This window comes from Terrabacter sp. AAH1, from assembly GCF_054456855.1.
Genome location: NZ_JBTJJV010000002.1, coordinates 386,749 through 407,043, shown reverse-complemented (window position 1 = coordinate 407,043; position 20,295 = coordinate 386,749). Strand labels below are relative to the sequence as shown.

Here is a 20,295-nt window from a genome sequence, read left to right as displayed (position 1 = left end):
GGAGACGGCGATGAGGAGACGGCGATGACGCTGACGTGGCCGTGGGCGCTCGCGGGACTGCTCGTCGTCCCGGTGCTCGTCGTCGGCTACCGGCGCGTGCTGCGGGTGCAGGAGCAGCGGCGCGCCGCCCTCGCCGAGCAGGGCCTCGTCATGCCGGCACCGCGCCGCGGCTGGCGGCGCCACGCCGGACCTGCCCTGCTCATCGGGGCGCTCACCGTGCTCGTGCTGTCGCTGACCCGGCCGGTGGCGTCGTTCGCCGAGCCGCACCGCGACGGGACGGTCGTGCTGGCCTTCGACGTGTCGAACAGCATGGCGGCCAAGGACGTCAAGCCCTCGCGGCTCGAGGCGGCCAAGGCCGCGGCCCGCGGGTTCGTCGAGAAGCAGCCGCCGTCGGTGCGCATCGCGGTCGTGGCCTTCGGCGGCACGGCGCTCGTGACGCAGCGGCCGACGGAGGACCGGGCCGCCGTGCTGGCAGCCGTCGCCCGCCTCAAGCCGTCGGGCGACACGTCCCTCGCGGACGGTGTCCTCACCGGGCTGAGCGCGATCGTCGGCAAGCCCGTCAAGGCGCCCGGCGACGCGGAGGCGGGAACGCAGGACGAGACGCCGATCGGCTTCCACGGCGGCACCGCGATCGTGCTGCTGAGCGACGGCGAGAACACGGCCTCGGCCGACCCGGTCAAAGCCGCCGAGCTGGCGTCCGCGGCCGGGGTGCGCGTCGAGCCGATCGGGCTCGGAACCCCGGGGGGCACCGTCATCGAGGTCGACGGGTTCAGCATCGCGACGGCGCTCGACGAGGCGTCGCTGCAGCAGATCGCCGAGACGACGGGCGGCACCTACCGCCGGGCCACGGACGCTGCGTCCCTCGCCGCGGTCTACGACTCGATCGAGCTCCAGTGGACGACACGCACCGTGCCGCACGAGGTGACGTCGTGGCTCGCTGCCGCGGCAGCCCTGCTGCTGCTCGGCGGCGCGACCATCTCAGTGCTGCGCCAGGGGCGGGTGATCTGAGTGTCCTTCGGGCTGCCCGTGCTGCTGCTGTCGCTCCTCTCCGTGCCGCTGCTGACCGGCGCCTACGTGTGGCAGCTGCGGCGCCGCCGGCGCCAGGCCGTGCGCTTCTCCAACGTGGCACTGCTGAGGTCGGTGGGCGCCGGGTCGCGCTCGTGGCGCCGGCACGTGCCGATCGCCCTGGTGCTCGCCGCGCTCGGACTGCTCGGCCTGGCCTCGGCGCGTCCGACCGTCAGGGCGCAGGTGCCCGTGTCGAGCTCGACGATCATCCTGGCGCTCGACGTCTCCGGGTCGATGTGCGCGACCGACGTCGACCCGAACCGGCTGGCCGCGGCCCAGGCTGCGGTGCGGTCGTTCATCGAGAACCAGGACGGCGAGACGAAGATCGGCTTCGTCGTCTTCTCCGGCTTCGCGCAGCTGGCGGTGGCCCCGACCCTCGACCGCGACGAGCTGCTCGCGGCGCTCGACGCGGTGACGACCGGGCGCGGCACGACGATCGGCGCGGCCATCCTGCGCTCCATCGACGCGATCGCCGAGCTCGACCCGAACGTCGCGCCGTCGGACGCCGTCGACGAGCCGACGACCGACGGGTCGGGCTCGGCCGACCCGACGCCCGCGCCGACACCGACGCCCGGCGCCGGGACCGGCCCGGGCACGGGCGACAAGCCGGCCGTCGCACCGGAGATCATCGTGCTGCTCACCGACGGGGCCAACACCCGCGGCGTCACGCCGGCCCAGGCGGCGGAGCAGGCCGCGGCCCGTGGTGTGCGGGTCTACCCGATCGGGTTCGGCACGACGAACCCCACCCAGATGGCGTGCACGCGAGAGCAGTACGGCGGGTTCTCGCAGCCCCGCACCCGTGACTTCGGGGGTGGTCCCGGCGGTGTCGGCGGCGCGGGCCGCAACTTCCTCGTCGTCGACGAGGCCGCGCTCAAGGGAGTCGCCCAGACGACCGGCGGCGAGTACTTCGCGGCGACCGACGCCGACGCCCTGACGAAGGTCCTCGCCGAACTGCCCAAGCACGTCACGGTGACCGAGCAGGACGTCGACCTGAGCGCGGCGTTCGCCGTCGTCGCCGCGACCGTCCTCCTCGCGGGCCTCGCCCTGTCGATCGGCCGCCCCCGGAGAGCCTGACCGCACGACCGACCGCACGACCGACACCCGAAGTCCGGTCGCGTGTCCGATTCGGACAGCTTTGTCCTCCCGCACGGCCTACCGGCCGGTCACTCCCTGCCCTGTGCCAGCCTCCATGGCGTCGCTCACCAGCCCGTTCCGGCTGCCGAGCGCGCTTCTCACCGACGAGACCACGGAGGCGTCCGCATGCCAACCCCGTCCCTCTTCCGCCGCACCGCCGTTCTGGCCACCGCGCTCATCGCGGCCGGTGCGATGGCGGCGGTCACAGCGCCGGCGTCCGGTGCCGGCGCGGCGCCGTCCGCCACGCCCACCGCGCGGTTCGCCGCCGACCCGACGACCCTCGTCAACACCTCGATCGGCAACAACGGCGACGGCACGACCTTCCCGGGCGCCGCGATGCCGTTCGGCATGGTGCAGAACAGCCCTGACACCCGACTCAAGCAGTACGCGTCCTACAACTACGCCGACACGACCACCGTCGGCTTCAGCCAGATCCACCTGTCCGGCGTGGGCTGCCAGACGACCGGTCTCGTACGCCTGATGCCGACGACCGGGGCGGTGACGAGCTCGGACCCGACGGCATACCGCTCGGCCTTCTCGCACGAGCGCGAGAGCGCGGCGCCCGGTGACTACCGGGTGAAGCTCGACCGCTACGGGATCGACGCCGAGCTGAGCGCGACCGACCGCACCGGGCAGCACCGCTACACCTATCCCGCGGGCCAGTCCCAGAACGTCGTCGTCGAGGTCGGCGAGGGCAACGGCTACACCTTCGGCGCCGACGTCAAGGTGGTCGGGACCGACACCATCGAGGGCCACGTCAGGGGCGGCGACTTCTGCTGGGAGACGGCGAAGGAGCGCTACGACGTCTTCTTCTCACTGAAGTTCGACCGACCGTTCACGGCGTACGGGGCCTGGGGCTCGACCGGCGCCCCGGTCGAGGGAGCACGCGAGCGCAGCACCACGGCGAACAACGGCCGCACCGGCGCCTACGCGACCTTCGACAGCGCCGCCGGCCACCAGGTGCGGGCCAGCGTCGGCATCTCCTACACCTCCGTCGACGGGGCGCGCGCCAACCGCGTCGCCGAGACCGAGACCGAGGCCGCCGGCGCCACGACCTCCTTCGACGCGCTGCGCACCCGGGCGCACGACGCCTGGAAGGGCGAGCTCGAGCGGATGCGCGTCGCCGGTGGGACCACGACCGACCAGCGCACGTACTACAGCGCGCTCTACCGGTCACTGCTGCACCCGTCGGTCGGATCCGACGTGGACGGGAAGTACCGCGGCCTGGACAACACGGTGCACACGTCGAGCACGCCGTACTACCAGATGTTCTCGCTGTGGGACACGTACCGTTCGCAGAACCAGCTCGTCGCGCTGCTGCACCCGCGGCGGGCGGCCGACATGGCGAAGTCGATCCTCCACGTCTACGAGGACGCCGGGTGGTTGCCCCGCTGGGCCCTGGCCGGCAGCGAGACGAACGTCATGAGCGGTGACCCCGTGACGCCGTTCATCGTCACCCTGTGGCAGCGCGGGATCCTCGACGACACGACGTCGCGCAAGCTCTTCGCGGCCCTGTGGCGCAATGCGAACGAGGTCCCGGCCGACCAGTCGACCTTCCGGGGCCGCGACGGCAACCCGACGTACACGAAGAACGGCTGGGTCGGCTACCAGGACCGCGGCGGCTACCAGTGGGGCGACTCACGCCAGGCCGGCTCGGCGACGCTCGAGTACGCGTACGGCGACTGCATGCTCTCGACGATGGCCACCGCGCTCGGCGAGGACGCCAAGGCGAAGGAGCTCGCCGGCCGGTGCACCAACATCGAGGAGCTCTGGGACGCCGGCGGCGAGTCGAAGGGCTTCACCGGCTTCCCCCGGCCGCGAGCCGCCGACGGCGCGTGGGTCGGCTCGTCCGACCCCACGACGAGCAACGCGTTCCACGAGGGCACGGCGTGGCAGTACCAGTGGCTCGCCCAGCAGGACCCGACCTCGCTCTTCCGCCTCATGGGCGGCGCGACAAAGGCCGAGCAGCGCCTCGACACGTTCTTCGACATGCCGAAGGTGCTGAGCAGCCCGCAGACCGTCGCCCGTGACTCGTGGGTCGTCGGCGCGTACGACTACCACAACAACTTCGCGTTCAACCCGAACAACGAGCCCGACCTGCACGTGCCGTGGATGTACGCGTGGACCGGGGCCCCGTGGAAGACGTCCGCCATCACCCGCGCTGCCCGTCCGCTGTTCACCGACACGGCATACGGGATGCCCGGCAACGACGACCTCGGCACCATCTCGTCGTGGCTCGTCTTCTCGATGGTCGGCATCTTCGAGGCCCAGCCGGGCAGCGGCAGCTTCGTCCTCAGCGCGCCGATGTTCGAGCGCACCGAGATCACGCCCGAGGGTGGCGAGCGCATCCGCATCAACGCCCCCGGCGCCAGCGCGAGCCGGCTGCAGTACATTGCCTCCGCCGCGAGGGGCAACCCCGCCCACCGCGCGCCGTGGACGAAGAGCTGGATGAGCAACCGCGACCTGCTCTCGGCGCACACGATCGACCTGACTCTCACCGAGGACCCGCACAGCACGACGTGGGGCACCCGCGAGCAGGACCGGCCGCCGACGTTCGGGCCCGGCCTGAGCAAGGACGTCTTCGTCAGTGCGTCGCCCAGCGAGGGCATCGCGACCCACGACGACCCGGCGACGGTGACCGTGAGCGCGTCGACGCTGAGGGACTCCACCCAGCACCTCGCGTATGCCGTCGAGGCACCTGACGGGTTCGTCGCCCAGCCCGCGACGGCGAGCCTCGACGTGCCCGCGAACGGCCGCGCGGCGACGTCGTTCACCGTCACCCCTCCCGTCGACGCTGCCTCCGGGTGGCACGACGTGCAGGTCACCGTCACTGACCGGGACAGCGGGCAGACGGTCGCCACGCAGGTGGCCCGGATCCGAACGCCCAACCGTCCCCACTCGGGGTCGTGGGCGTACTCGGCGCCGCAGGAGAACGGCATGACGGCGACGCTGACCCGCAGTGTCGACCTCACCGCGGTCAGTGGCCCGGTCACGTGGTCGACCTGGCTCAACCACGACACGGAGCGTGGCTTCGACTACGTCTACCTGCAGTCCTCGACCGACGGGGGCACGACGTGGACGACCCTCGGCGACCGGCTCGACGGCAACAGCGGCGGCTGGCGCCAGGTGACACGTGACCTGACGGCATACGCCGGGTCGACGGTGAAGGTGCGCGTCGCGTACGTGACGGACGGCGGTGTGCTCGGGGCGGGCGTCGTCGTCGACGACGTGTCGGTCACCGCCGGCGGCACGACCGTCTTCTCGGACGACGTCGAGACGGCCGACCCCGCCTGGACGGTGGCGAAGTTCGTCCGCACCCAGGACATCCCGCTCCCTTGACGGGCTGACGCGGGCTGACGACGGGCTAGGCGCGGTAGCCGGTCGGGCGGATGAGCCTGGCCGGCACGCCCGCGACAACGGCGTCGGCCGGTACGTCCTTCGTGACGACCGCGCCGGCGCCGACGATCGCCCCGTCGCCGATGGTCACCCCCGGCACGACGGTGACGCCCGCGCCGAGCCAGACCTTCCTGCCGATCACCACCGGGGCGGGCACCATGTCGGCGCGCCGGTCCGGGTCGACGGCGTGGTTGAGGGTCGTCAGGGTGCTCCCGTGCCCGATGAGCGTGCCCTCGCCGATGCGAATGCCGCCCGTGTCCTGGAAGCGGCAGCCCATGTTGACGAAGACGCCCTCACCCAGCTCGAGGTTCTTGCCGAACTCGCTGTAGAACGGCGGGAACACCGTGACCGACGCGGCCACGGCCCTCCCGGTGAGCTCCGCCAGCAGCGCCCGCACCTCGTCGGGCGTGCGGTAGGCGCCGTTCAGCTGCGCCACGACGCGCAGCGCGTCCTGCGCGGCGTCGTGCATGAACTCGTGCGCCGCCGAGCCGCCCTCGATGACGCGTCCGGCGTCGACGTGGTCGAGGAAGTCCTGAAGCTGCATCGCTGCTCCTCTGTCTTGTTGCGTGAGGTGACCCAGTTGGGGGGCCCGGGTCAGACGGTCAGCAGCACCTTGGTCGCGGTGCGCTCGTCCATGGCCTTGTAGCCCTGGGCTGCCTCCTCGAGCGGGAGGGTGAGGTCGAAGACCTTGCCCGGTGCGATCTTCCGGTCCCAGATGAGCTGGATGAGGTGTGGCAGGTACTCCCGCACCGGTGCCGGACCGCCGTGGAAGTGCACGCCGGCCATGAACAGCTCGTCGCCGGGGATCGCGACGTCGTGCGAGACGCCGACGAAGCCGACGTGGCCACCGGGTCGGGCCGAGCGGATGGCCTGCATCATCGCCTCCTGCGTGCCGACGGCCTCGATGACCGAGTGCGCGCCGAGGCCGCCGGTCAGCTCCTTGACGCGCGCGACACCCGCCTCGCCGCGTTCCTCCACGATGTCGGTCGCGCCGAACTCGCGGGCGAGCGCCTGCCGGTCGGCGTGCCGGCTGAAGGCGATGATCCGCTCCGCGCCGAGCTCACGGGCGGCGAGGATGCCGAGCAGACCCACGGCGCCGTCACCGACGACGGCCACGGTCTTGCCCGGCCCCGCCTCGGCTGCCACCGCGGCGAACCACCCGGTGCCGAGCACGTCGGAGGCCGCCATGAGCGACGGGATGAGGTCGGCGTCCGGCTGCCCCGGCGTCGCGACGAGGGTGCCGTCGGCGAGGGGGACGCGCGCCAGCTCGGACTGGGTGCCGATGGTGCCCATGAGGACGCGGTGCGTGCAGTACGCCTGGTAGCCGGCCTTGCAGATCTCGCACGTGTTGTCCGAGGCCCAGAACGACCCGACGACGAAGTCGCCGACCTTCACGGTGCGCACCTCGGAGCCGATCTCCTCGACGACGCCGACGTACTCGTGCCCCATGACCTGGTGGTCGACCGGCTCGGCGCCGCGGTAGGGCCACAGGTCGCTGCCGCAGATGCACGTCGCCCTGAGCCGGATGACCGCGTCGGTCGGCTCGATGATCTGAGGGTCCTCGCGGTCCTCCACCCGCACGTCGCCGGGTCCGTACATGACAACTCCACGCATCGCGTGAACTCCTTCGACTCGCTTCTCGCGGGCCGCTGCCCGCCGGGGCCGAACAGCCCCACCCACGAGTGAAGTCGCCGGCGCGATGTCGCGGGAGTCCCTGTCGAGGGACGTACTGACAGGGCACCTCTCGCGGCTCGGCGCACCGTTCCACGCGGCATACGCTCGAAGGCGTGGACAACCGCCAGGAGGTGCGCGAGTTCCTGATGACCCGCCGCGCCCGGATCACCCCAGAGCAGGTCGGTATGCCGGCCGGCCGAGGTCGTCGCGTTCCCGGCCTGCGTCGCAGCGAGGTCGCGACGCTCGCCGGCCTCAGCGTCGAGTACTACGCCCGCCTCGAGCGGGGGCAGATCGCCGGGGCGTCCGCGGGCGTCCTCGACGCACTCTCCCGGGCGCTGCAGCTCGACGACACCGAGCGCGCCCACCTGCTCGACCTCGCCCGCGCCGCCGACGGCGTTCCCACGTCGGGACGGCCACGGCGACGCGCAGCCGGCAAGCCGGCCTCGCGGCCTAGCCTGCAGTGGGCGCTCGAGTCGATCCGCGACGGCGTCGCGTTCGTGCGCGACCCGCACCAGAACCTGCTCGCCACCAACACGCTCGGCCGCGCCTTCTACTCGCCCGTCATCGGCGAGGGCGGGCGGATGCCCAACCTCGCCCGGTTCCAGTTCCTCGACCCCGCGTCGCGCGACTTCTACCCGGACTGGGAGCTCTTCGCCGAGATGTGCGTCGGCATCATGCGCGCGGAGGCCGGCCGCGACCCGCACGACCGCGGCCTGCAGGACCTCGTCGGCGAGCTGTCCACCCGGAGCGAGCTGTTCCGGCGCCTGTGGAGCGCGCACGACGTGCGCACCCACGGCACCGGCACCAAGCGGTTCAACCACCCCGCCGTCGGCGAGCTGACCCTCGCCTACGAGGAGCTCGCCATCACCGCCGAGCCCGGCCTCGTGCTCATGGTCTACACGGCCGAGCCCGGCTCACCCTCGGCCGAGCGGCTCCAGCTGCTCGCCTCCTGGGCTGCCTCGACACCAGCACCGACGGCCACCACGGACACCCCGATCACCAACGGCTAGAAGGAAACCCATGCAGATCACCCGCAGCTCCGTCGACACCGTCAAGGGTCCGAGCGACTGGTTCACCGGCGACGTCTACATCGACGCGGTCGCCGCGGCACCGTCGCCCTCGCGCGTCAGCGCCAACCTCGTCCACTTCATGCCCGGCGCCCGCACCCACTGGCACCGGCACCCGCTCAGCCAGACCGTCTTCGTCACCGAAGGCGTCGGCCTCTGCCAGCGACGGGGCGGCCCGATCGAGGTCATCCGCCCCGGAGACCGCGTCCTCTTCGAGGCCGACGAGGAGCACTGGCACGGCGCCGCGCCCAACCGGCTCATGGTGCACCTCGCCATCAACGAGGGCGACGCCCACCACGACGTCGTGCACTGGCTGACGCCCGTCACCGACGAGGAGTACGCCGCCGCCCCCTCGGCGACCGACTGACCTCTGCCAGAACGTCAGTAGCTGCGCGTGACAGGCGCGCCGCCGCGGATCGCCCGCGGGATCTCGGCGACCTCGTCGACGACGGACTGCAGGTGTGCGACCTCCTCGGTGGCGGCAGGCGAGTCGACCGTGACGGCGTACGTGATGCCGGTCGAGCGCCACTCGTCGTCGAAGGCACCGTCGGCCTCCACCGCGGCGCCGTCAACCTGTATGCCGAGACGTCGGGCCTCGCGGTAGGTGTCGTTGAGCACGCACAGCGCGACCGACAGGTGCAGCACCTGGGCACCATTCGTGACCGGGGCTGCGACGACACCCTCGTCGGTCCAGCTGTGCTGCAGGGCAACGCCCTCCGCGTCGCGGAGGTTTCCGGCAGAGGCGCGGACGCCGAAGGCAGAGAGATCCATCCACCGATTCTGCTCCCCAATCGCCTGCCGGCGGTGTGGGCACGAGAGGAAACTGGGGACATGGCGCGACCTCAACCTCTCTGCCTGCTGCTCGGCCACAAGTGGTCCCGGCAACGGCTGCCGAACCGGACGGTCCGGCTCACCTGCCAGCGCTGCGGCAAGGTCGACGTGGTCGACCGCGACTTCGACGTCCATCCCGGTGGGGGCGGGGGCTTCTGACGCTTGGCTGGACCTGAACCGTCCTGCCCGATCGAAAGAACACTCCGTCACCTGCTGACGGCTCTTTCGAGCGTGGGTGTCGGCAGCGCTGGTTAGGGTCTGGCCATGGCGGTGCACCGGCTGAGCCTCGACGACGCGCGGCGCATCGCCGTGCACGCTCAGCTGCTCGACGAGCCGCGACCCGCCGACCTCGTCGAGACGGTCGAACGACTGACCATGCTGCAGATCGACCCGACGGCGGCCATCGCCCCCAGTGCCGACCTCGTGCTGTGGAGCCGGCTCGGCGCCGGCTACCGGCCCGAGCAGCTCACCGCGGCCGTCGAGCACCACCGCACCCTCCACGAGACCGTCGCCTACATCCGGCCCGCCCGCGACGTGCCGACGGTCATCGCGGAGTGGGTCGGTCGGGAGTTCCACCCGGCGATCGTCGACTGGCTCGAGGCGAACGAGCAGTTCCGGCGCGACATCCTCGCCCGGCTCGCGGCCGAGGGGCCGCTGCTGTCCCGCGACATCCCCGACACCAGTGCCGTCCCGTGGCCCTCGAGCGGATGGACCAACAACCGCAACGTCACCAAGATGCTCGAGTCGATGGCGCGGCGCGGGCAGATCGCCGTCTCCGGCCGCAAGGGGCGCCAGCGCTACTGGGACCTCCCAGAGCGGGTCTACGGCGAGGGGTTCGAGCTGCCCTCCCACGAGGAGGCAACGCGGCTGCGCAACGAGCGCCGGCTCGAGTCCCTCGGCATCGCCAGGGCGAGCGGTCCGGAGCTGCCCGGCGAGCAGGCCTACGTCGGCGAGGCCGGCGAGCCCGCCGAGGTGGAGGGGGTGCCGGGCACCTGGCGTGTCCACCCGGCATACCTCGATGTCCCGAACACCTTCGAGGGCCGCGCCGCGCTCCTGTCGCCGTTCGACCAGCTCATCCACAACCGGGTCCGCGCCGAGCAGCTCTGGGGCTACGAGTACATCCTCGAGATGTACAAGCCCAAGGAGAAGCGCCGGTGGGGCTACTTCGCGCTGCCGATCCTCCACCACGACCGGCTCGTCGGGAAGCTCGACGCCCAGGCCGACCGCAAGGCCGGGCGACTCGTCGTCAACGCGGTCCACGAGGACGTCCGGTTCACCCAACGCGTACGCCGTGACGTCGATCGTGAGATCGCCTCTCTCGCAGAGTGGCTCGGCCTGGAGCTCGTCACCCCCTGACCCAGCCCGCTGAGCAAGGAGCACCATGCGCAAGGTCGTCCTCTACACGATCACCTCGCTCGACGGCGCCGTCGACGACCCCACCCGCGCCTTCCCGCCCGACGTCGACCCCGACAAGCCGCAGCCGCCCACCTTCGACGACGGCCTCATCGCCCGCGAGGCCGAACTGCTGGCCACGCAGGATGCCGTCCTGCTCGGGCGCCACATGTACGACGAGTGGGCCCGCTACTGGCCGACGTCCGACGAGCAGCCGTTCGCCGACTTCATCAACGGCGTGAAGAAGTACGTCGTCACCTCCTCGCCCCTCGGCGTCCAGTGGGGCGACGCCGAGGCCGTGACCGGACCGCTCGCCGACATCGTCCGCGACCTCAAGGGCACCGAAGGCGGCGACATCGGGGTGCACGGCAGCATCGAGCTCGCCCAGTCGCTGCTCGCCGAGGGGCTCGTCGACGAGCTCCACCTCGCCGTCGCGCCGGTCCTCGACCCCGAGGGCCGGCGGCTCTTCGAGACGGGCACCGACCTGCAGCGGCTCGCCCTCGTCAGCGCGACGCCGACCGTCAGCGGCGCCCTGTGGCTCGTCTACCGCCCGGCGTCCCGTTGACCCGGTAGCCGCGCGCGGCCCTGCGCCACTGCGCCGACGGGCACGCGTCCTTCGACCCGAGCGACCACGTGGCCTCGAGACGCTTCGGCAGCTCAGCCATGACCCCGGCCTAGGCACGCGTACCCAATCCCACCACGTATGCGGCCCGAAGCGTTCCCCGACGTATCACCCCACCCGCTCGCTCCTCCTCTCGTGCAACGGCGCCCGCCCACCCCGGGTGCGCAGCCCTCGACGCAGGTCCGTCGAACCACACGCCGCACGACGCACGGGGAGCACCGATGACCAGCCAAACCGACAGTCGCACCCACAGTCCCAGCACGTTCGCCTTCACGGTCCACCCGCGCGCCCGCCTCGGCGAGGACCTCGCCCGGGTGTGGGCGCCTCTCGGCCGCGTGCCCGACCCCGTCTACGACACCGCGCTCCGGCGTCTCCCGCTGCGCCCGGTCACCATGGCCGGCGTCCACATCGGCGGGCAGCGCGTCGGCCACGTCGTGCTCGTGCCCTACGGCGCGCGCCACCTGCTCACCTCACCCGGCGAGGGCCGGGCCCGCGTTCACCGTGCGGTCGACAAGGCCCGCGCCCTCGGCTGCGACGTCGTGGGGCTCGGCGCGCTGACCGCCACGGTGACCGCGGGCGGGGTGTCGCTGCGCAGCCGCACCGACATCGGCGTGACGAACGGCAACGCGTTCACCGCCGCCATCGTCGACGACCAGGCCCGCCGGCTGCTGCGCGACGCCGTCGACCACGCGTCCGACCCGCACGTCGCGGTCGTCGGCGCGACCGGCAGCGTCGGAGCCGCCGTGACGCGGTTGCTGGCCCGCGACCGGGCCGCGGCACGCCTCACCCTCGTGGCCCGCTCAGCCGGCCGGCTCGACGCGCTCGCCGCCGAGGTCGGCCGCCAGGTGCCGACGTCCACGGCGACCTCGATGGAGGCCGTCGCCGACGCCGACCTCGTCATCCTGCTCACCGCCAGCGCCGACGCGCTGCTCGGGCCGGAGCACCTGGGGCTCGGTGCCGTCGTGCTCGACGCCACCCAGCCACGCAACACCTCCCCGACGCTCGTCGCCGAGCGCCCCGACGTGCTCGTCGTCGACGGTGGCGTCGTGGACATCCCCAGCCTGCGACTCGTCGGCGGCAACATCGGGCTGCCCGACGGGCGCGCGTACGCGTGCTTCGCCGAGACCGCCTTGCTCGCCCTCTCCGGCCACCGGGGCCACTTCTCGATCGGGGTCCCGACGCTCGAGCTCGTCGACCGCACCCGCGAGCTCGCGACGGGCCTGTCGCACCTGGGCTTCCGGGCGGCGGAGCCGACGAGCTTCGGCCGGCCCGTCGCCGTCGGCCGGGCCTCGATGGGGATGGCGTCGTGACCACGCACCTGCGCTCCGGCCACCGCGCCCGGCACCGCGTCGTGCTGCTCGGCGGCGGCTACGTCACGCTCCACGCGTACGCCGGGCTCATGCGTCATGCGGGGCGCGCCGTCCGTGACGGCGCGGTGCAGGTCGTCGTCATCAGCGCCGACGCCGCCCACAGCTTCCACGGGTTCACCGGCGAGGTGCTCGCCGGCCTGCTCCCCTACGACCGCACCCGCACGCCGCTCGCCGAGGCGATGCCGCACGCCCACGTCGTCATCGGCCGCGCGGTCGACATCGACGCGGAGCGTCGGGTCGTGCGCTACGAGCAGGACGGCGAGACCGGTATCCGCGTCCTCGACTACGACGACCTCGTCGTCGGCACCGGCGGACGCGAACCGGCGACGGCCGTGCCGGGCCTGGCTGAGCACGGCTTCACGCTCAGGGCGCCCGGCGACATCGAAGTGCTCGCCGACCGGGTCCGGGAGGCCGCCGCCTCTCGCGGACCACGCCGCCACACCGTCGTCGTGGCCGGCGGCGGGCTGGCGGGGGTCGAGATGGCCGCCGCCGTCGCCGACCTCGGGGGTGCCCGCCTCCGGGTGGAGCTCGTGCACTCCGGGGCGCACCTGCTGCCCGAGCTGCGGGAGGCGCAGCCGGGGCTGGCGGCCCGGGCGGCCCGCGAGCTGAAGCGGCTCGGCGTCCGCGTGCGGCTCGGCGTCCGCCTCACCTCGGTGACCTCCGGCCACGCGTACCTCTCCGACGGCACCAGCCTGACGGCGACCACGGTGATCGCCACGATCGGCCAGCGACCCGTGCAGGTCCCTGGCCTGGACGGGCACCGCGACCCTCGCGGTCGTCTCGTCACCCGGCCCGACCTGTCGGTCGTCGACCACGTGTGGGCGGCCGGCGACGCCGCCTGCGTCGTGCACCCGAGGGGCGGCGAACCCGTCCCCGCGAACGCCCTCTGGGCGATCAAGGGCGGCGAGCACGTCGGACGCAACCTTGCTCGGACGGTGCGCGGTCGAGAGACCCGGCCGTTCGCGTACCGGGGGCTGGGCCAGGCCGCATCGTTCGGCCTCGGGCGCTCGATCTCCGAGCTCTACGGCATCCCGTTCACGGGCTGGGTCGCGTGGGTGCTGCGACTGACCTTCTTCCTGCGGTTCATGCCGTCGCGGCGCAAGGCGGTCCAGGTCGTCGGTGACCTCGCCCGGGTCGCCCGCCGGGGTCGGATGCCGGGTGCTGCGGTCGGGTCGGCGTCCCTCGCCGTTCCCGACGCCGCGGAGTCCCGGCCCGCCTGACGGCCGTTGCGCTCAGCGGGGGCTCTCCTCGACGTCGAGATCGACGACGTAGCCGTTGAACGACAGCCCTTCGACCTCGTCCGACCCGTCGGCGGAGGTCACGATCCTCGACTCGCCGGGCGCCCAGTCCCGCTCACGGACGAACCTTCCGTGGATCGCCCGGATCTCGCGGACGAGCCCATGGACGACCGGCGCGTCCTCGGGGACCGCGCCGTGGTGCTCCTCGGCGTGGGTGATGCGCTGTGCGATCTCGGCGCCTGCCACATCGTCGAAGAAGCGCCCGCGCGGGATGTCCCGCAAGGTCCACCCGACCCGTGACCCCACCGCGAACGGCTCGCCGCAGCACTGCTGCTGCCAGGCATCGACCCACACGACGTAGCGCATGTCCATACTCTGCCAAGCGGCGCGACGCCCCGCCCATCGGGCGGTGCGCGCCTCCCTCGCTTCCTGCGCACGCGCCGTACGGTGGACCCCCGAGGCGCAGCGGACGCGTACGCGGCGGACTCGTGTCCGGGCTGCGAACTCCGCCCGGGAGGCCGCGTCGACGAGCGTGTCGAGAACCGACCGGCTCGTTCGACGTCTGGGCATGACCACGACTGCAGGAGCACCGATGACCACACCGACCGCTGTCTCCAAGGGCCCGGCCTCCTACTTTCCGTCGATCGAGAAGACCTACGGTCAGCCGATCGACCACTGGATCGAGCAGGTCCGCAGGCAGCACGCCGCGGGCACGACCAGGCACGGTGAGCTGGTCTCGTGGCTCAAGGGCGAGCACGGTCTCGGGCACGGCCACGCCAACGCCGTCGTCGCCCACACCCTCGGGCTGGTCAAGGCCGAGGGGTGACGCCCCGCTCAGACGAGCCGGCATACGTCACCGAGACGCGGACGGCCTACGACACGGTGGCGGTCGACTACGCGAGCCTCCTCGAGGACGAGCTCGCCGGCAGCCCGCTCGACCGGGCGCTGCTCGCGCACTTCGCAGAGCTCGTGCTCGCCGAGGGCGGCGGTCCCGTGGTCGACGTCGGCTGTGGACCCGGGCGCATCACCGGCCACCTCGCGACGCTGGGTCTCGAGGTCGGCGGGGTGGACCTCTCGGCCGGCATGGTCGCCGAGGCGCGGCGGCGCCACCCCGACCTCGAGTTCCGGACCGGCGCGCTCGCGGCGCTCGAGGTCGCCGACGAGTCGCTCGCGGGCGTCGTGGCGTGGTACTCGGTCATCCACACCCCGCCCGACGACCTGCCCGCGGTCTTCGCCGAGCTGCACCGCGTCATCCGGCCGAACGGGCTCCTGCTGCTCGCGTTCCAGACCGGCGGCTTCAGCGTCCGCCGCGATCAGGCCTACGGGCACGCGGTCACCTTCGAGGCGCACCGGCACGACCCCGACCGCGTCACCGCCCAGCTCGCCGACGCCGGGCTGCGCGTGACGGTTCGCACCGAGCGCGCCCCACAGGACTACGAGACGACGCCGCAGGCCTTCCTGCTCGCCCGGCGGGGGTGACCGCCGACCCTCCCCGGTGCTGCCCGGTCGAGTCATTTATTTCCTGCGAATGCCCTTGCAGGAATGACCGATTCGCAGGACAGGGACGATTCGGGCGCCTACGGTGAACGGGTTGTCACAGGGGAGCAGGAGCACATGCGCAGCCGCAGGACCAAGGCACTGACCGTCGTCGCGGGCCTCGCCGCCATCGTCGCGATCGGCGGCAACGCGGCCCAGGGCTCCGACGACCCCAGCCTTGCGGGCCTCGAGCCCGCGGTCACGGTGACGACCACCCCGTATGCCGCTACGCCCACGACCCTGGGCACCACGGCGGCGTCGCGACCTGCCGCCCGCGCGTCTGTCCCCACGCCCTCCCCACCCGAGCCGGCGGCGCCCAAGACCTCACCCAGGGCCACGAGCCCGGCACCGGCCGCCTCCGCGACGTGGGTCGTGACGAAGGTCGTCGACGGTGACACCATCTGGGCATCGCGGGCAGGCGTCACCCACAAGGTCCGCGTCATCGGCATCGACACCCCCGAGATCGGCCAGTGCGGCTACTCCGAGGCGAGCCGCAACCTCCGCGGCATCATCGGCGGCCAGCAGGTCACGTTGACGGCCGGCGCCCGTGACGACGTCGACCGCTACGGCCGGCTGCTGCGCTACGTCGACGTCAACGGCGTCGACGCCGGCCTGCGCCAGATCAAGCAGGGCTTCGCCGTCGCCCGCTACGACTCGCGCGACGGCTACGGCCGGCACTCGCGCGAGGCCGCCTACGTGCGGGCCGACCGGTCGAGCCCGAAGGCCCCGTGCGCCATGCCCTCGACCGGCACGGGCATCAGCTCCACCGGATCGTGGCCGCTGCCCGGTGACAAGCACCCGTGCCCGCAGTCGCGCCCGGTCAAGGGCAACGAGGACTCGATGATCGCCCACGAGCCGGGCGACCGGTACTACGGCGTGACGAACCCCGAGCAGTGCTTCCCCACCATGAGCGCGGCCGAGGCAGCCGGCTTCCGCCCCGCCCGGGCCTGAAAGCCCAGGCTCGCCTCCCGCGTCAGTCGTCGAGCTCGAGGACGCAGGCGGTGCCGACGTCGACGAAACCGATCCGCCGGTAGATGTCCGCGGCGGCGTCCGACCCGGCCGAGAGGAAGACGAGGTCGACCCCCTGCTCGCGGCAGGCTGCGACGAGTGAGCGGGTGATCGCGGTGCCGTGGCCGCGGTGCCGATGTCCCGGAGGCACGGCGATGCCCATCAGCTCCGCGACGTCGCCGCGTGGTGCCGCCGACCCGGCGCCGCAGAGTCGGTGGCCCTCGAAGGAGGCCACGACGACGAGGTCGCCGCGCTCCATCAGCTCGGGCCGCCGCCCGGGGTCCTTCGGCTCCACGTCGTCGCGCCCGGCGAACCCGGCCGACACCGATCCCAGCGCGACCGACAGGTGCGGCTCGGCCGGTCTGAGCGGCCGGGCTCGCGGGTCCGCCTCCACGAGCACGTCACTCGGCATGACGAGCAGCGGGTAGCGGTGCGGCTCGTGCCCGGCACCGCGCACCGAGGGCAGGAGGGTCGGGGTCACCTCGTCGACCCACTCGATGGCGCGCGGCACGTCGAGCCGACCCTGGCGGTCGAGCACACGGCATACGTCGGTGGTCGTGAAGACTCCTCGACCGCCGAGGCGGGGTCTCGCGTAGAACTGCCAGCCCGTTCCCGGACCGGCGACGAAGAGCGTGAACGGGCCGACCTCCTCGGCCGACGCGACGGCGCGCGGCACGCAGTCGTAATAGCTCTCGATGCGGCCGAGCCGCTCGTCGCACCCGCGCGTCATGCGGTCACCATGACAGGCACGCACGACCCCGAGCGAGCGGATTTCCGGTCAGCCCGTCCGCACGGGGTAGACGAGGTGGGTGACGCGCTCGCCCTCGACGACGGTCGTCGGGTCGGCGAGCACGACCTGCCCGGCGACCTCAGTGAAGTAGGGGCGGCCGACGCCCAGGAAGCACGGCACGAGGTCGACCGCGACCTCGTCGAGCAGTCCCTCGGCGATGCACTGGCTCGCGATCTCCCCGGCGGCGACTCCCACGTCGGCTTCGCCGGCGATCTGTCTGGCCCGGGCCACGGCGTCGTGGATGCCCGTGGTGACGAACTCGACGGTGCCACCGGGGTATCCCCAGCCGTCCGGCGGGCTGTGCGTCAGCACGACGACGGGCACCCCCAGCGGGTGGGTGCCCTTCCAGCCGTCGGTGATGTCGAAGAGCCGGCGGCCGACGACGAGCGCCCCCAGCCGCGCCACCCAGCGGGTCCAGTAGTCGTGGTCGACCGCGCTCAGGTGGAACGTCATGTCGCCACCTGCCGCGGTCCACGGTCGATCGCCGGCCTCGTACCAGTCGAAGAGGGGGCCCACCTCGTCGTCGGGCCCGGCGACGAAACCGTCGAGAGACGTCGACGCCGACGAGATCACCCTGCCCATGCAGCCGTCCTCCTGTCGTGTGGTGGTGCCGGTCAGCGGCCTCCGCGGCGCGCTCGCAGGTAGTCGGCGACGACGTACTCCCCCAGCCGCGACACGTCGGGCGTGAAGACGCGGCCGCCGGCGCGGCGTGCGACCGCGTCGACGAAGCGGGCGAGGCCGGGGTCGTCCCCGAGCATGAAGACGTTGAGGGTGGCGCCGGAGCGCCGCAGCTCGTCGACCTGACGGATCGTGGCGCGTATCGTCTCCTGCGTTGCGGGCCAGTGGAACTCGGGCATCCCGTCGTCGGCGATGTGCGCGGTGGGCTCGCCGTCGGTGACCACGAGCACGACCGGCTCGGCCTCCGGGTGTCGCCGCAGGTGTCGAGAGGCGAGCATCAGCGCGTGCTGGAGGTTCGTGCCCTGCACCCACTCGGGCTCGGCCTCGGTGAGCTCGACGGGCGTGAGCCGTCGAGCGGCGAGGTTGAAGCCGATGATCTGCAGGGCGTCGTGGCGGAAACGCGTGGCCACGAGGTGCGACAGCGCGAGCGCCGTCTGCTTCATCGGCCCCCACCGTCCCTCGTGCAGCATCGAAAACGACATGTCGACGCACAGCGCGACCGCCGCCTGCGCCCGCCGCTCGGTCTCGATCACCTCGAAGTCCTCGACGAGAAGGTCGACTCCGCCGCCGTCGCCCGATGACGTATGCCGCCGGGTCGGGTTGCGCCGCAACGCGTTCGAGACCGTGCGCACCGTGTCGAGCGGCAGCTCGTCGCCGAAGCGCCACTCGCGGCTGAGCCCGGTGGGCTCGTCGGCCTGACCGGCGGAGTGGTCGTCGTGGTCTCCGCGACCGGCGGCGTCGACGTGCTCGAAGACGCGGCGCAGGGCGGTCTCACCGAGCCGTCGGACGGCACGAGGTGTCAGGCGCAGACCGTCGTCGCCGCGCGAGACGAAGCCCTGGCGCTCGAGCTCGCGCTCCAGCTGGCGCAGCGCCTGGAAGTCGCGGGTCGCGTCGGCGCCGAGGTACTGCTCGAGCCGCTCCACGTCGACGTCGTCGAGCGTCGCGCCGAAGTAGGCCTGGCCCAGCTGCTCGTCGAGCTGCTCGAGGTCGGCCACCTCGGCGACGGCCTCGACGGCCTGACCCCACGGCATCGGCTCGCCGCCGGGCTGGCCACCGCGCACCGGGGACGACCGGTCGAGCCCGGGCCGGAGCGCCCGGAGGTTGTCGGAGAGCTGCGCCATCTGCGAGGCCAGGTCGGGATCGCCGAGCGCGTCCGCCATCAGCTGGGCGAGCTGCTCGCGCTGCTCGCGGCTCAGTGACGAGAGCAGCCGCTCGGCCGCGGCCTGCCGCCTGGCGAGGGCGTCGATGAGCTCGTCGACGTTCTGTGGGTTCTCCGGGAACAGGTCGCCGTGCTTGTCCATGAAGTCGCGGAAGAGGTCCTCGGTGTCCTCTCCCCGAGCGTGCGCGGCGAGCAGCTGGTTGAGGTCGGCGAGCATGTCCTTGACCCGCTGCATCGCCTCGGGGTCGTTGCCCGAGAGAGCCTGCTTGAGGCCCTCGAACTGCGCGCCGACCACCTCGCGCTGCAGCATCTGGGCGATCTGCTCATAGGTCTGGCGTGCCTCGTCGGAGTGCCACTGGTAGTCGCTGAGCGCCCGCACGGCGCCGGCCACGTCGTCGGGCACGGTCGCGAGGTCCATCTCGGCGAGGCGGGCGTCGTCACCGTCCTCGGACGCGAGCTGGTCGCGCTCCTGCGCGAGGGCCTGGTCGAGAAGGCCGCGCACCTGGTCGAGCGTGCCGCCGAGGTCCCCGCGCCGCCGCGCTGCCTCCCGGAGCCGACGTACGCGGTCGGCGAGGTCGTCGAGGCCGCGCCGGCCGTCGGTGCCGCGCCGCAGCAGCTCGCGCAGCGACTCGCGCAGGCTTCCACCGGCGAGGACGTCCTGGCCGACCTCGTCGAGGGCGGCCCGCACGTCGAAGGGTGGCGCCAGCGGGTCGGGCTGTCCACCCGTCCACGGCGCGTAGCGGAACCGGCCGTGGGCGTTCGGGCCGTCGGCGCCGGAGTACGGGTCGCGGGGCTGGTCGGGACTCACCACCCCACGCTACGTCCGGCCCCTGCCGATCCGTCCAGACCTGCGGACGAGATCGCTGCGGCTACGCCTTCTTCGCCGCGATCTCGTCGAGCCGGCTCGCGATGGCGGCAAGCGCCTCGTCGAGTCCCTGCTGCATGCCGTCGAAGTCGTGCGGCGTCGTGAGGCTCAGCTCGATGCGGGTGCCGGAGCCGCCGTCGTCGTGGAGGCGCAGCGTGCCGTGGTAGTCGCTCTCGCCGGGCGATCCCCAGCTGATCGAGTGGTCGGCGTCGTCGGCCTTGAACCAGGCGTCCGACACGACCTTCTCGTCGGAGCCGTCCTGGTCGGCGTCGACGATCGCCGTGGTGCGCACCGTGCCGGACTCGACCTGGTGGGCCTCGGTCATGCGCGGGAAGTACTCGGGCAGGTGCTCGGGGTCGGAGATGTAGTCGAAGGCGTCGGTGACGTCGTGCGACACGGTCGTGGTTGCGGTGTAGTCACCCATGGGAGGCACCTACCCGACAACACCCCCCTGCAACCGGGCGTGCAAC

General features: G+C 72.6%; 21 protein-coding genes. 13 read left to right on the top strand and 8 right to left on the bottom strand.

The features are described from left to right. Positions 1-24 precede the first annotated feature (24 nt). The 3 genes from ACXR8F_RS05860 (at position 25) to ACXR8F_RS05850 (ending at position 5,538) form a co-directional block, all read left to right on the top strand. Positions 25-1,008, top strand: coding sequence for a VWA domain-containing protein (locus ACXR8F_RS05860; RefSeq protein ID WP_458799138.1), 984 nt, complete (start codon positions 25-27; stop codon positions 1,006-1,008). After that, positions 1,009-2,139: a VWA domain-containing protein gene (locus tag ACXR8F_RS05855; protein ID WP_458799137.1), complete on the top strand. Its 1,131-nt coding sequence runs from the start codon at positions 1,009-1,011 to the stop codon at positions 2,137-2,139. Positions 2,140-2,325: 186 nt separating this feature from the next. Continuing rightward, positions 2,326-5,538: a GH92 family glycosyl hydrolase gene (locus tag ACXR8F_RS05850; protein ID WP_458799136.1), complete on the top strand. Its 3,213-nt coding sequence runs from the start codon at positions 2,326-2,328 to the stop codon at positions 5,536-5,538. A gap of 25 nt (positions 5,539-5,563) precedes the next feature. Here ACXR8F_RS05850 and ACXR8F_RS05845 read toward each other — a convergent pair whose 3' ends face one another. Next, a complete protein-coding gene (locus ACXR8F_RS05845; RefSeq protein WP_458799135.1) occupies positions 5,564-6,139 on the bottom strand; it encodes a DapH/DapD/GlmU-related protein in 576 nt (191 codons plus the stop codon). A gap of 50 nt (positions 6,140-6,189) precedes the next feature. Next, the gene (locus tag ACXR8F_RS05840) at positions 6,190-7,209 is read right to left on the bottom strand and encodes a zinc-dependent alcohol dehydrogenase family protein (RefSeq protein ID WP_458799134.1); all 1,020 of its coding nucleotides are present in this window, start codon (positions 7,207-7,209) and stop codon (positions 6,190-6,192) included. 173 nt (positions 7,210-7,382) lie between these two features. Here ACXR8F_RS05840 and ACXR8F_RS05835 point away from each other — a divergent pair, with 173 nt between their 5' ends. Further along, positions 7,383-8,279, top strand: a complete 897-nt coding sequence (locus tag ACXR8F_RS05835) for a helix-turn-helix transcriptional regulator (protein ID WP_458799133.1) — start codon at positions 7,383-7,385, stop codon at positions 8,277-8,279. 10 nt (positions 8,280-8,289) lie between these two features. After that, positions 8,290-8,703, top strand: coding sequence for a (R)-mandelonitrile lyase (locus ACXR8F_RS05830; protein WP_458799132.1), 414 nt, complete (start codon positions 8,290-8,292; stop codon positions 8,701-8,703). Between the two features lie 14 nt (positions 8,704-8,717). Here ACXR8F_RS05830 and ACXR8F_RS05825 read toward each other — a convergent pair whose 3' ends face one another. Next, positions 8,718-9,107 (bottom strand): OsmC family protein, encoded by a 390-nt coding sequence (locus ACXR8F_RS05825; RefSeq protein WP_458799131.1) that lies wholly within the window; start codon positions 9,105-9,107, stop codon positions 8,718-8,720. Positions 9,108-9,167: 60 nt separating this feature from the next. Between ACXR8F_RS05825 and ACXR8F_RS05820 the strand changes: the two genes are divergently transcribed. The 5 genes from ACXR8F_RS05820 to ACXR8F_RS05800 all read left to right on the top strand — a co-directional run bounded on the left by ACXR8F_RS05820 (position 9,168) and on the right by ACXR8F_RS05800 (position 13,771). Continuing rightward, complete coding sequence (locus ACXR8F_RS05820; protein ID WP_458799130.1) at positions 9,168-9,326, top strand: DUF1660 family phage protein; 159 nt, start codon at positions 9,168-9,170, stop codon at positions 9,324-9,326. 105 nt (positions 9,327-9,431) lie between these two features. Then, positions 9,432-10,523 (top strand): DNA glycosylase AlkZ-like family protein, encoded by a 1,092-nt coding sequence (locus tag ACXR8F_RS05815; protein ID WP_458799129.1) that lies wholly within the window; start codon positions 9,432-9,434, stop codon positions 10,521-10,523. Positions 10,524-10,548: 25 nt separating this feature from the next. Further along, on the top strand, positions 10,549-11,124 hold the full coding sequence (locus ACXR8F_RS05810) for a dihydrofolate reductase family protein (RefSeq protein WP_458799128.1): 576 nt from the start codon (positions 10,549-10,551) through the stop codon (positions 11,122-11,124). 278 nt (positions 11,125-11,402) lie between these two features. Beyond that, positions 11,403-12,491, top strand: coding sequence for a semialdehyde dehydrogenase (locus ACXR8F_RS05805; protein ID WP_458799127.1), 1,089 nt, complete (start codon positions 11,403-11,405; stop codon positions 12,489-12,491). After that, complete coding sequence (locus tag ACXR8F_RS05800) at positions 12,488-13,771, top strand: NAD(P)/FAD-dependent oxidoreductase (protein WP_458799126.1); 1,284 nt, start codon at positions 12,488-12,490, stop codon at positions 13,769-13,771. The genes ACXR8F_RS05805 and ACXR8F_RS05800 overlap by 4 nt, the downstream gene beginning before the upstream one ends. A gap of 12 nt (positions 13,772-13,783) precedes the next feature. Here the strand turns inward: ACXR8F_RS05800 and ACXR8F_RS05795 are convergent, their stop codons facing one another. Further along, positions 13,784-14,155, bottom strand: coding sequence for a DUF6578 domain-containing protein (locus ACXR8F_RS05795; RefSeq protein ID WP_045189220.1), 372 nt, complete (start codon positions 14,153-14,155; stop codon positions 13,784-13,786). Positions 14,156-14,381: 226 nt separating this feature from the next. Between ACXR8F_RS05795 and ACXR8F_RS05790 the strand changes: the two genes are divergently transcribed. The 3 genes from ACXR8F_RS05790 (at position 14,382) to ACXR8F_RS05780 (ending at position 16,276) form a co-directional block, all read left to right on the top strand. Further along, entirely contained in the window at positions 14,382-14,615 is a 234-nt protein-coding gene (locus ACXR8F_RS05790) for a DUF4287 domain-containing protein (RefSeq protein ID WP_458799125.1), read from the top strand. After that, positions 14,612-15,268, top strand: a complete 657-nt coding sequence (locus ACXR8F_RS05785; RefSeq protein ID WP_458799123.1) for a class I SAM-dependent DNA methyltransferase — start codon at positions 14,612-14,614, stop codon at positions 15,266-15,268. Before ACXR8F_RS05790 ends, ACXR8F_RS05785 begins: the two co-directional genes overlap by 4 nt. A 135-nt stretch (positions 15,269-15,403) precedes the next feature. Further along, positions 15,404-16,276, top strand: coding sequence for a thermonuclease family protein (locus tag ACXR8F_RS05780; protein WP_458799122.1), 873 nt, complete (start codon positions 15,404-15,406; stop codon positions 16,274-16,276). Between the two features lie 22 nt (positions 16,277-16,298). Here ACXR8F_RS05780 and ACXR8F_RS05775 read toward each other — a convergent pair whose 3' ends face one another. From ACXR8F_RS05775 to ACXR8F_RS05760, 4 genes are all read right to left on the bottom strand, one after another. Then, the gene (locus ACXR8F_RS05775; RefSeq protein WP_458799121.1) at positions 16,299-17,063 is read right to left on the bottom strand and encodes a GNAT family N-acetyltransferase; all 765 of its coding nucleotides are present in this window, start codon (positions 17,061-17,063) and stop codon (positions 16,299-16,301) included. A 48-nt stretch (positions 17,064-17,111) separates the two neighbouring features. Continuing rightward, positions 17,112-17,705 carry a dihydrofolate reductase family protein gene (locus ACXR8F_RS05770; protein WP_458799120.1) on the bottom strand — a complete coding sequence of 198 codons (594 nt, stop codon included), beginning with the start codon at positions 17,703-17,705 and terminating at the stop codon, positions 17,112-17,114. A 32-nt stretch (positions 17,706-17,737) separates the two neighbouring features. Continuing rightward, positions 17,738-19,768 (bottom strand): vWA domain-containing protein, encoded by a 2,031-nt coding sequence (locus ACXR8F_RS05765; protein WP_458799119.1) that lies wholly within the window; start codon positions 19,766-19,768, stop codon positions 17,738-17,740. Positions 19,769-19,829: 61 nt separating this feature from the next. Then, complete coding sequence (locus ACXR8F_RS05760; RefSeq protein ID WP_045189210.1) at positions 19,830-20,249, bottom strand: SRPBCC family protein; 420 nt, start codon at positions 20,247-20,249, stop codon at positions 19,830-19,832. Between the last annotated feature and the right edge of the window lie 46 nt (positions 20,250-20,295).

Bases quoted from the DNA above. Each gene is read 5' to 3' on its own strand.
- ACXR8F_RS05860 (WP_458799138.1), top strand. From the start codon at position 25: ATGACGCTGACGTGGCCGTGGGCGCTCGCGGGACTGCTCGTCGTCCCG.
- ACXR8F_RS05850 (WP_458799136.1), top strand. From the start codon at position 2,326: ATGCCAACCCCGTCCCTCTTCCGCCGCACCGCCGTTCTGGCCACCGCG.
- ACXR8F_RS05845 (WP_458799135.1), bottom strand. From the start codon at position 6,139: ATGCAGCTTCAGGACTTCCTCGACCACGTCGACGCCGGACGCGTCATC.
- ACXR8F_RS05840 (WP_458799134.1), bottom strand. From the start codon at position 7,209: ATGCGTGGAGTTGTCATGTACGGACCCGGCGACGTGCGGGTGGAGGAC.
- ACXR8F_RS05830 (WP_458799132.1), top strand. From the start codon at position 8,290: ATGCAGATCACCCGCAGCTCCGTCGACACCGTCAAGGGTCCGAGCGAC.
- ACXR8F_RS05825 (WP_458799131.1), bottom strand. From the start codon at position 9,107: ATGGATCTCTCTGCCTTCGGCGTCCGCGCCTCTGCCGGAAACCTCCGC.
- ACXR8F_RS05820 (WP_458799130.1), top strand. From the start codon at position 9,168: ATGGCGCGACCTCAACCTCTCTGCCTGCTGCTCGGCCACAAGTGGTCC.
- ACXR8F_RS05815 (WP_458799129.1), top strand. From the start codon at position 9,432: ATGGCGGTGCACCGGCTGAGCCTCGACGACGCGCGGCGCATCGCCGTG.
- ACXR8F_RS05810 (WP_458799128.1), top strand. From the start codon at position 10,549: ATGCGCAAGGTCGTCCTCTACACGATCACCTCGCTCGACGGCGCCGTC.
- ACXR8F_RS05805 (WP_458799127.1), top strand. From the start codon at position 11,403: ATGACCAGCCAAACCGACAGTCGCACCCACAGTCCCAGCACGTTCGCC.
- ACXR8F_RS05795 (WP_045189220.1), bottom strand. From the start codon at position 14,155: ATGCGCTACGTCGTGTGGGTCGATGCCTGGCAGCAGCAGTGCTGCGGC.
- ACXR8F_RS05790 (WP_458799125.1), top strand. From the start codon at position 14,382: ATGACCACACCGACCGCTGTCTCCAAGGGCCCGGCCTCCTACTTTCCG.
- ACXR8F_RS05780 (WP_458799122.1), top strand. From the start codon at position 15,404: ATGCGCAGCCGCAGGACCAAGGCACTGACCGTCGTCGCGGGCCTCGCC.
- ACXR8F_RS05775 (WP_458799121.1), bottom strand. From the start codon at position 17,063: ATGACGCGCGGGTGCGACGAGCGGCTCGGCCGCATCGAGAGCTATTAC.
- ACXR8F_RS05770 (WP_458799120.1), bottom strand. From the start codon at position 17,705: ATGGGCAGGGTGATCTCGTCGGCGTCGACGTCTCTCGACGGTTTCGTC.
- ACXR8F_RS05760 (WP_045189210.1), bottom strand. From the start codon at position 20,249: ATGGGTGACTACACCGCAACCACGACCGTGTCGCACGACGTCACCGAC.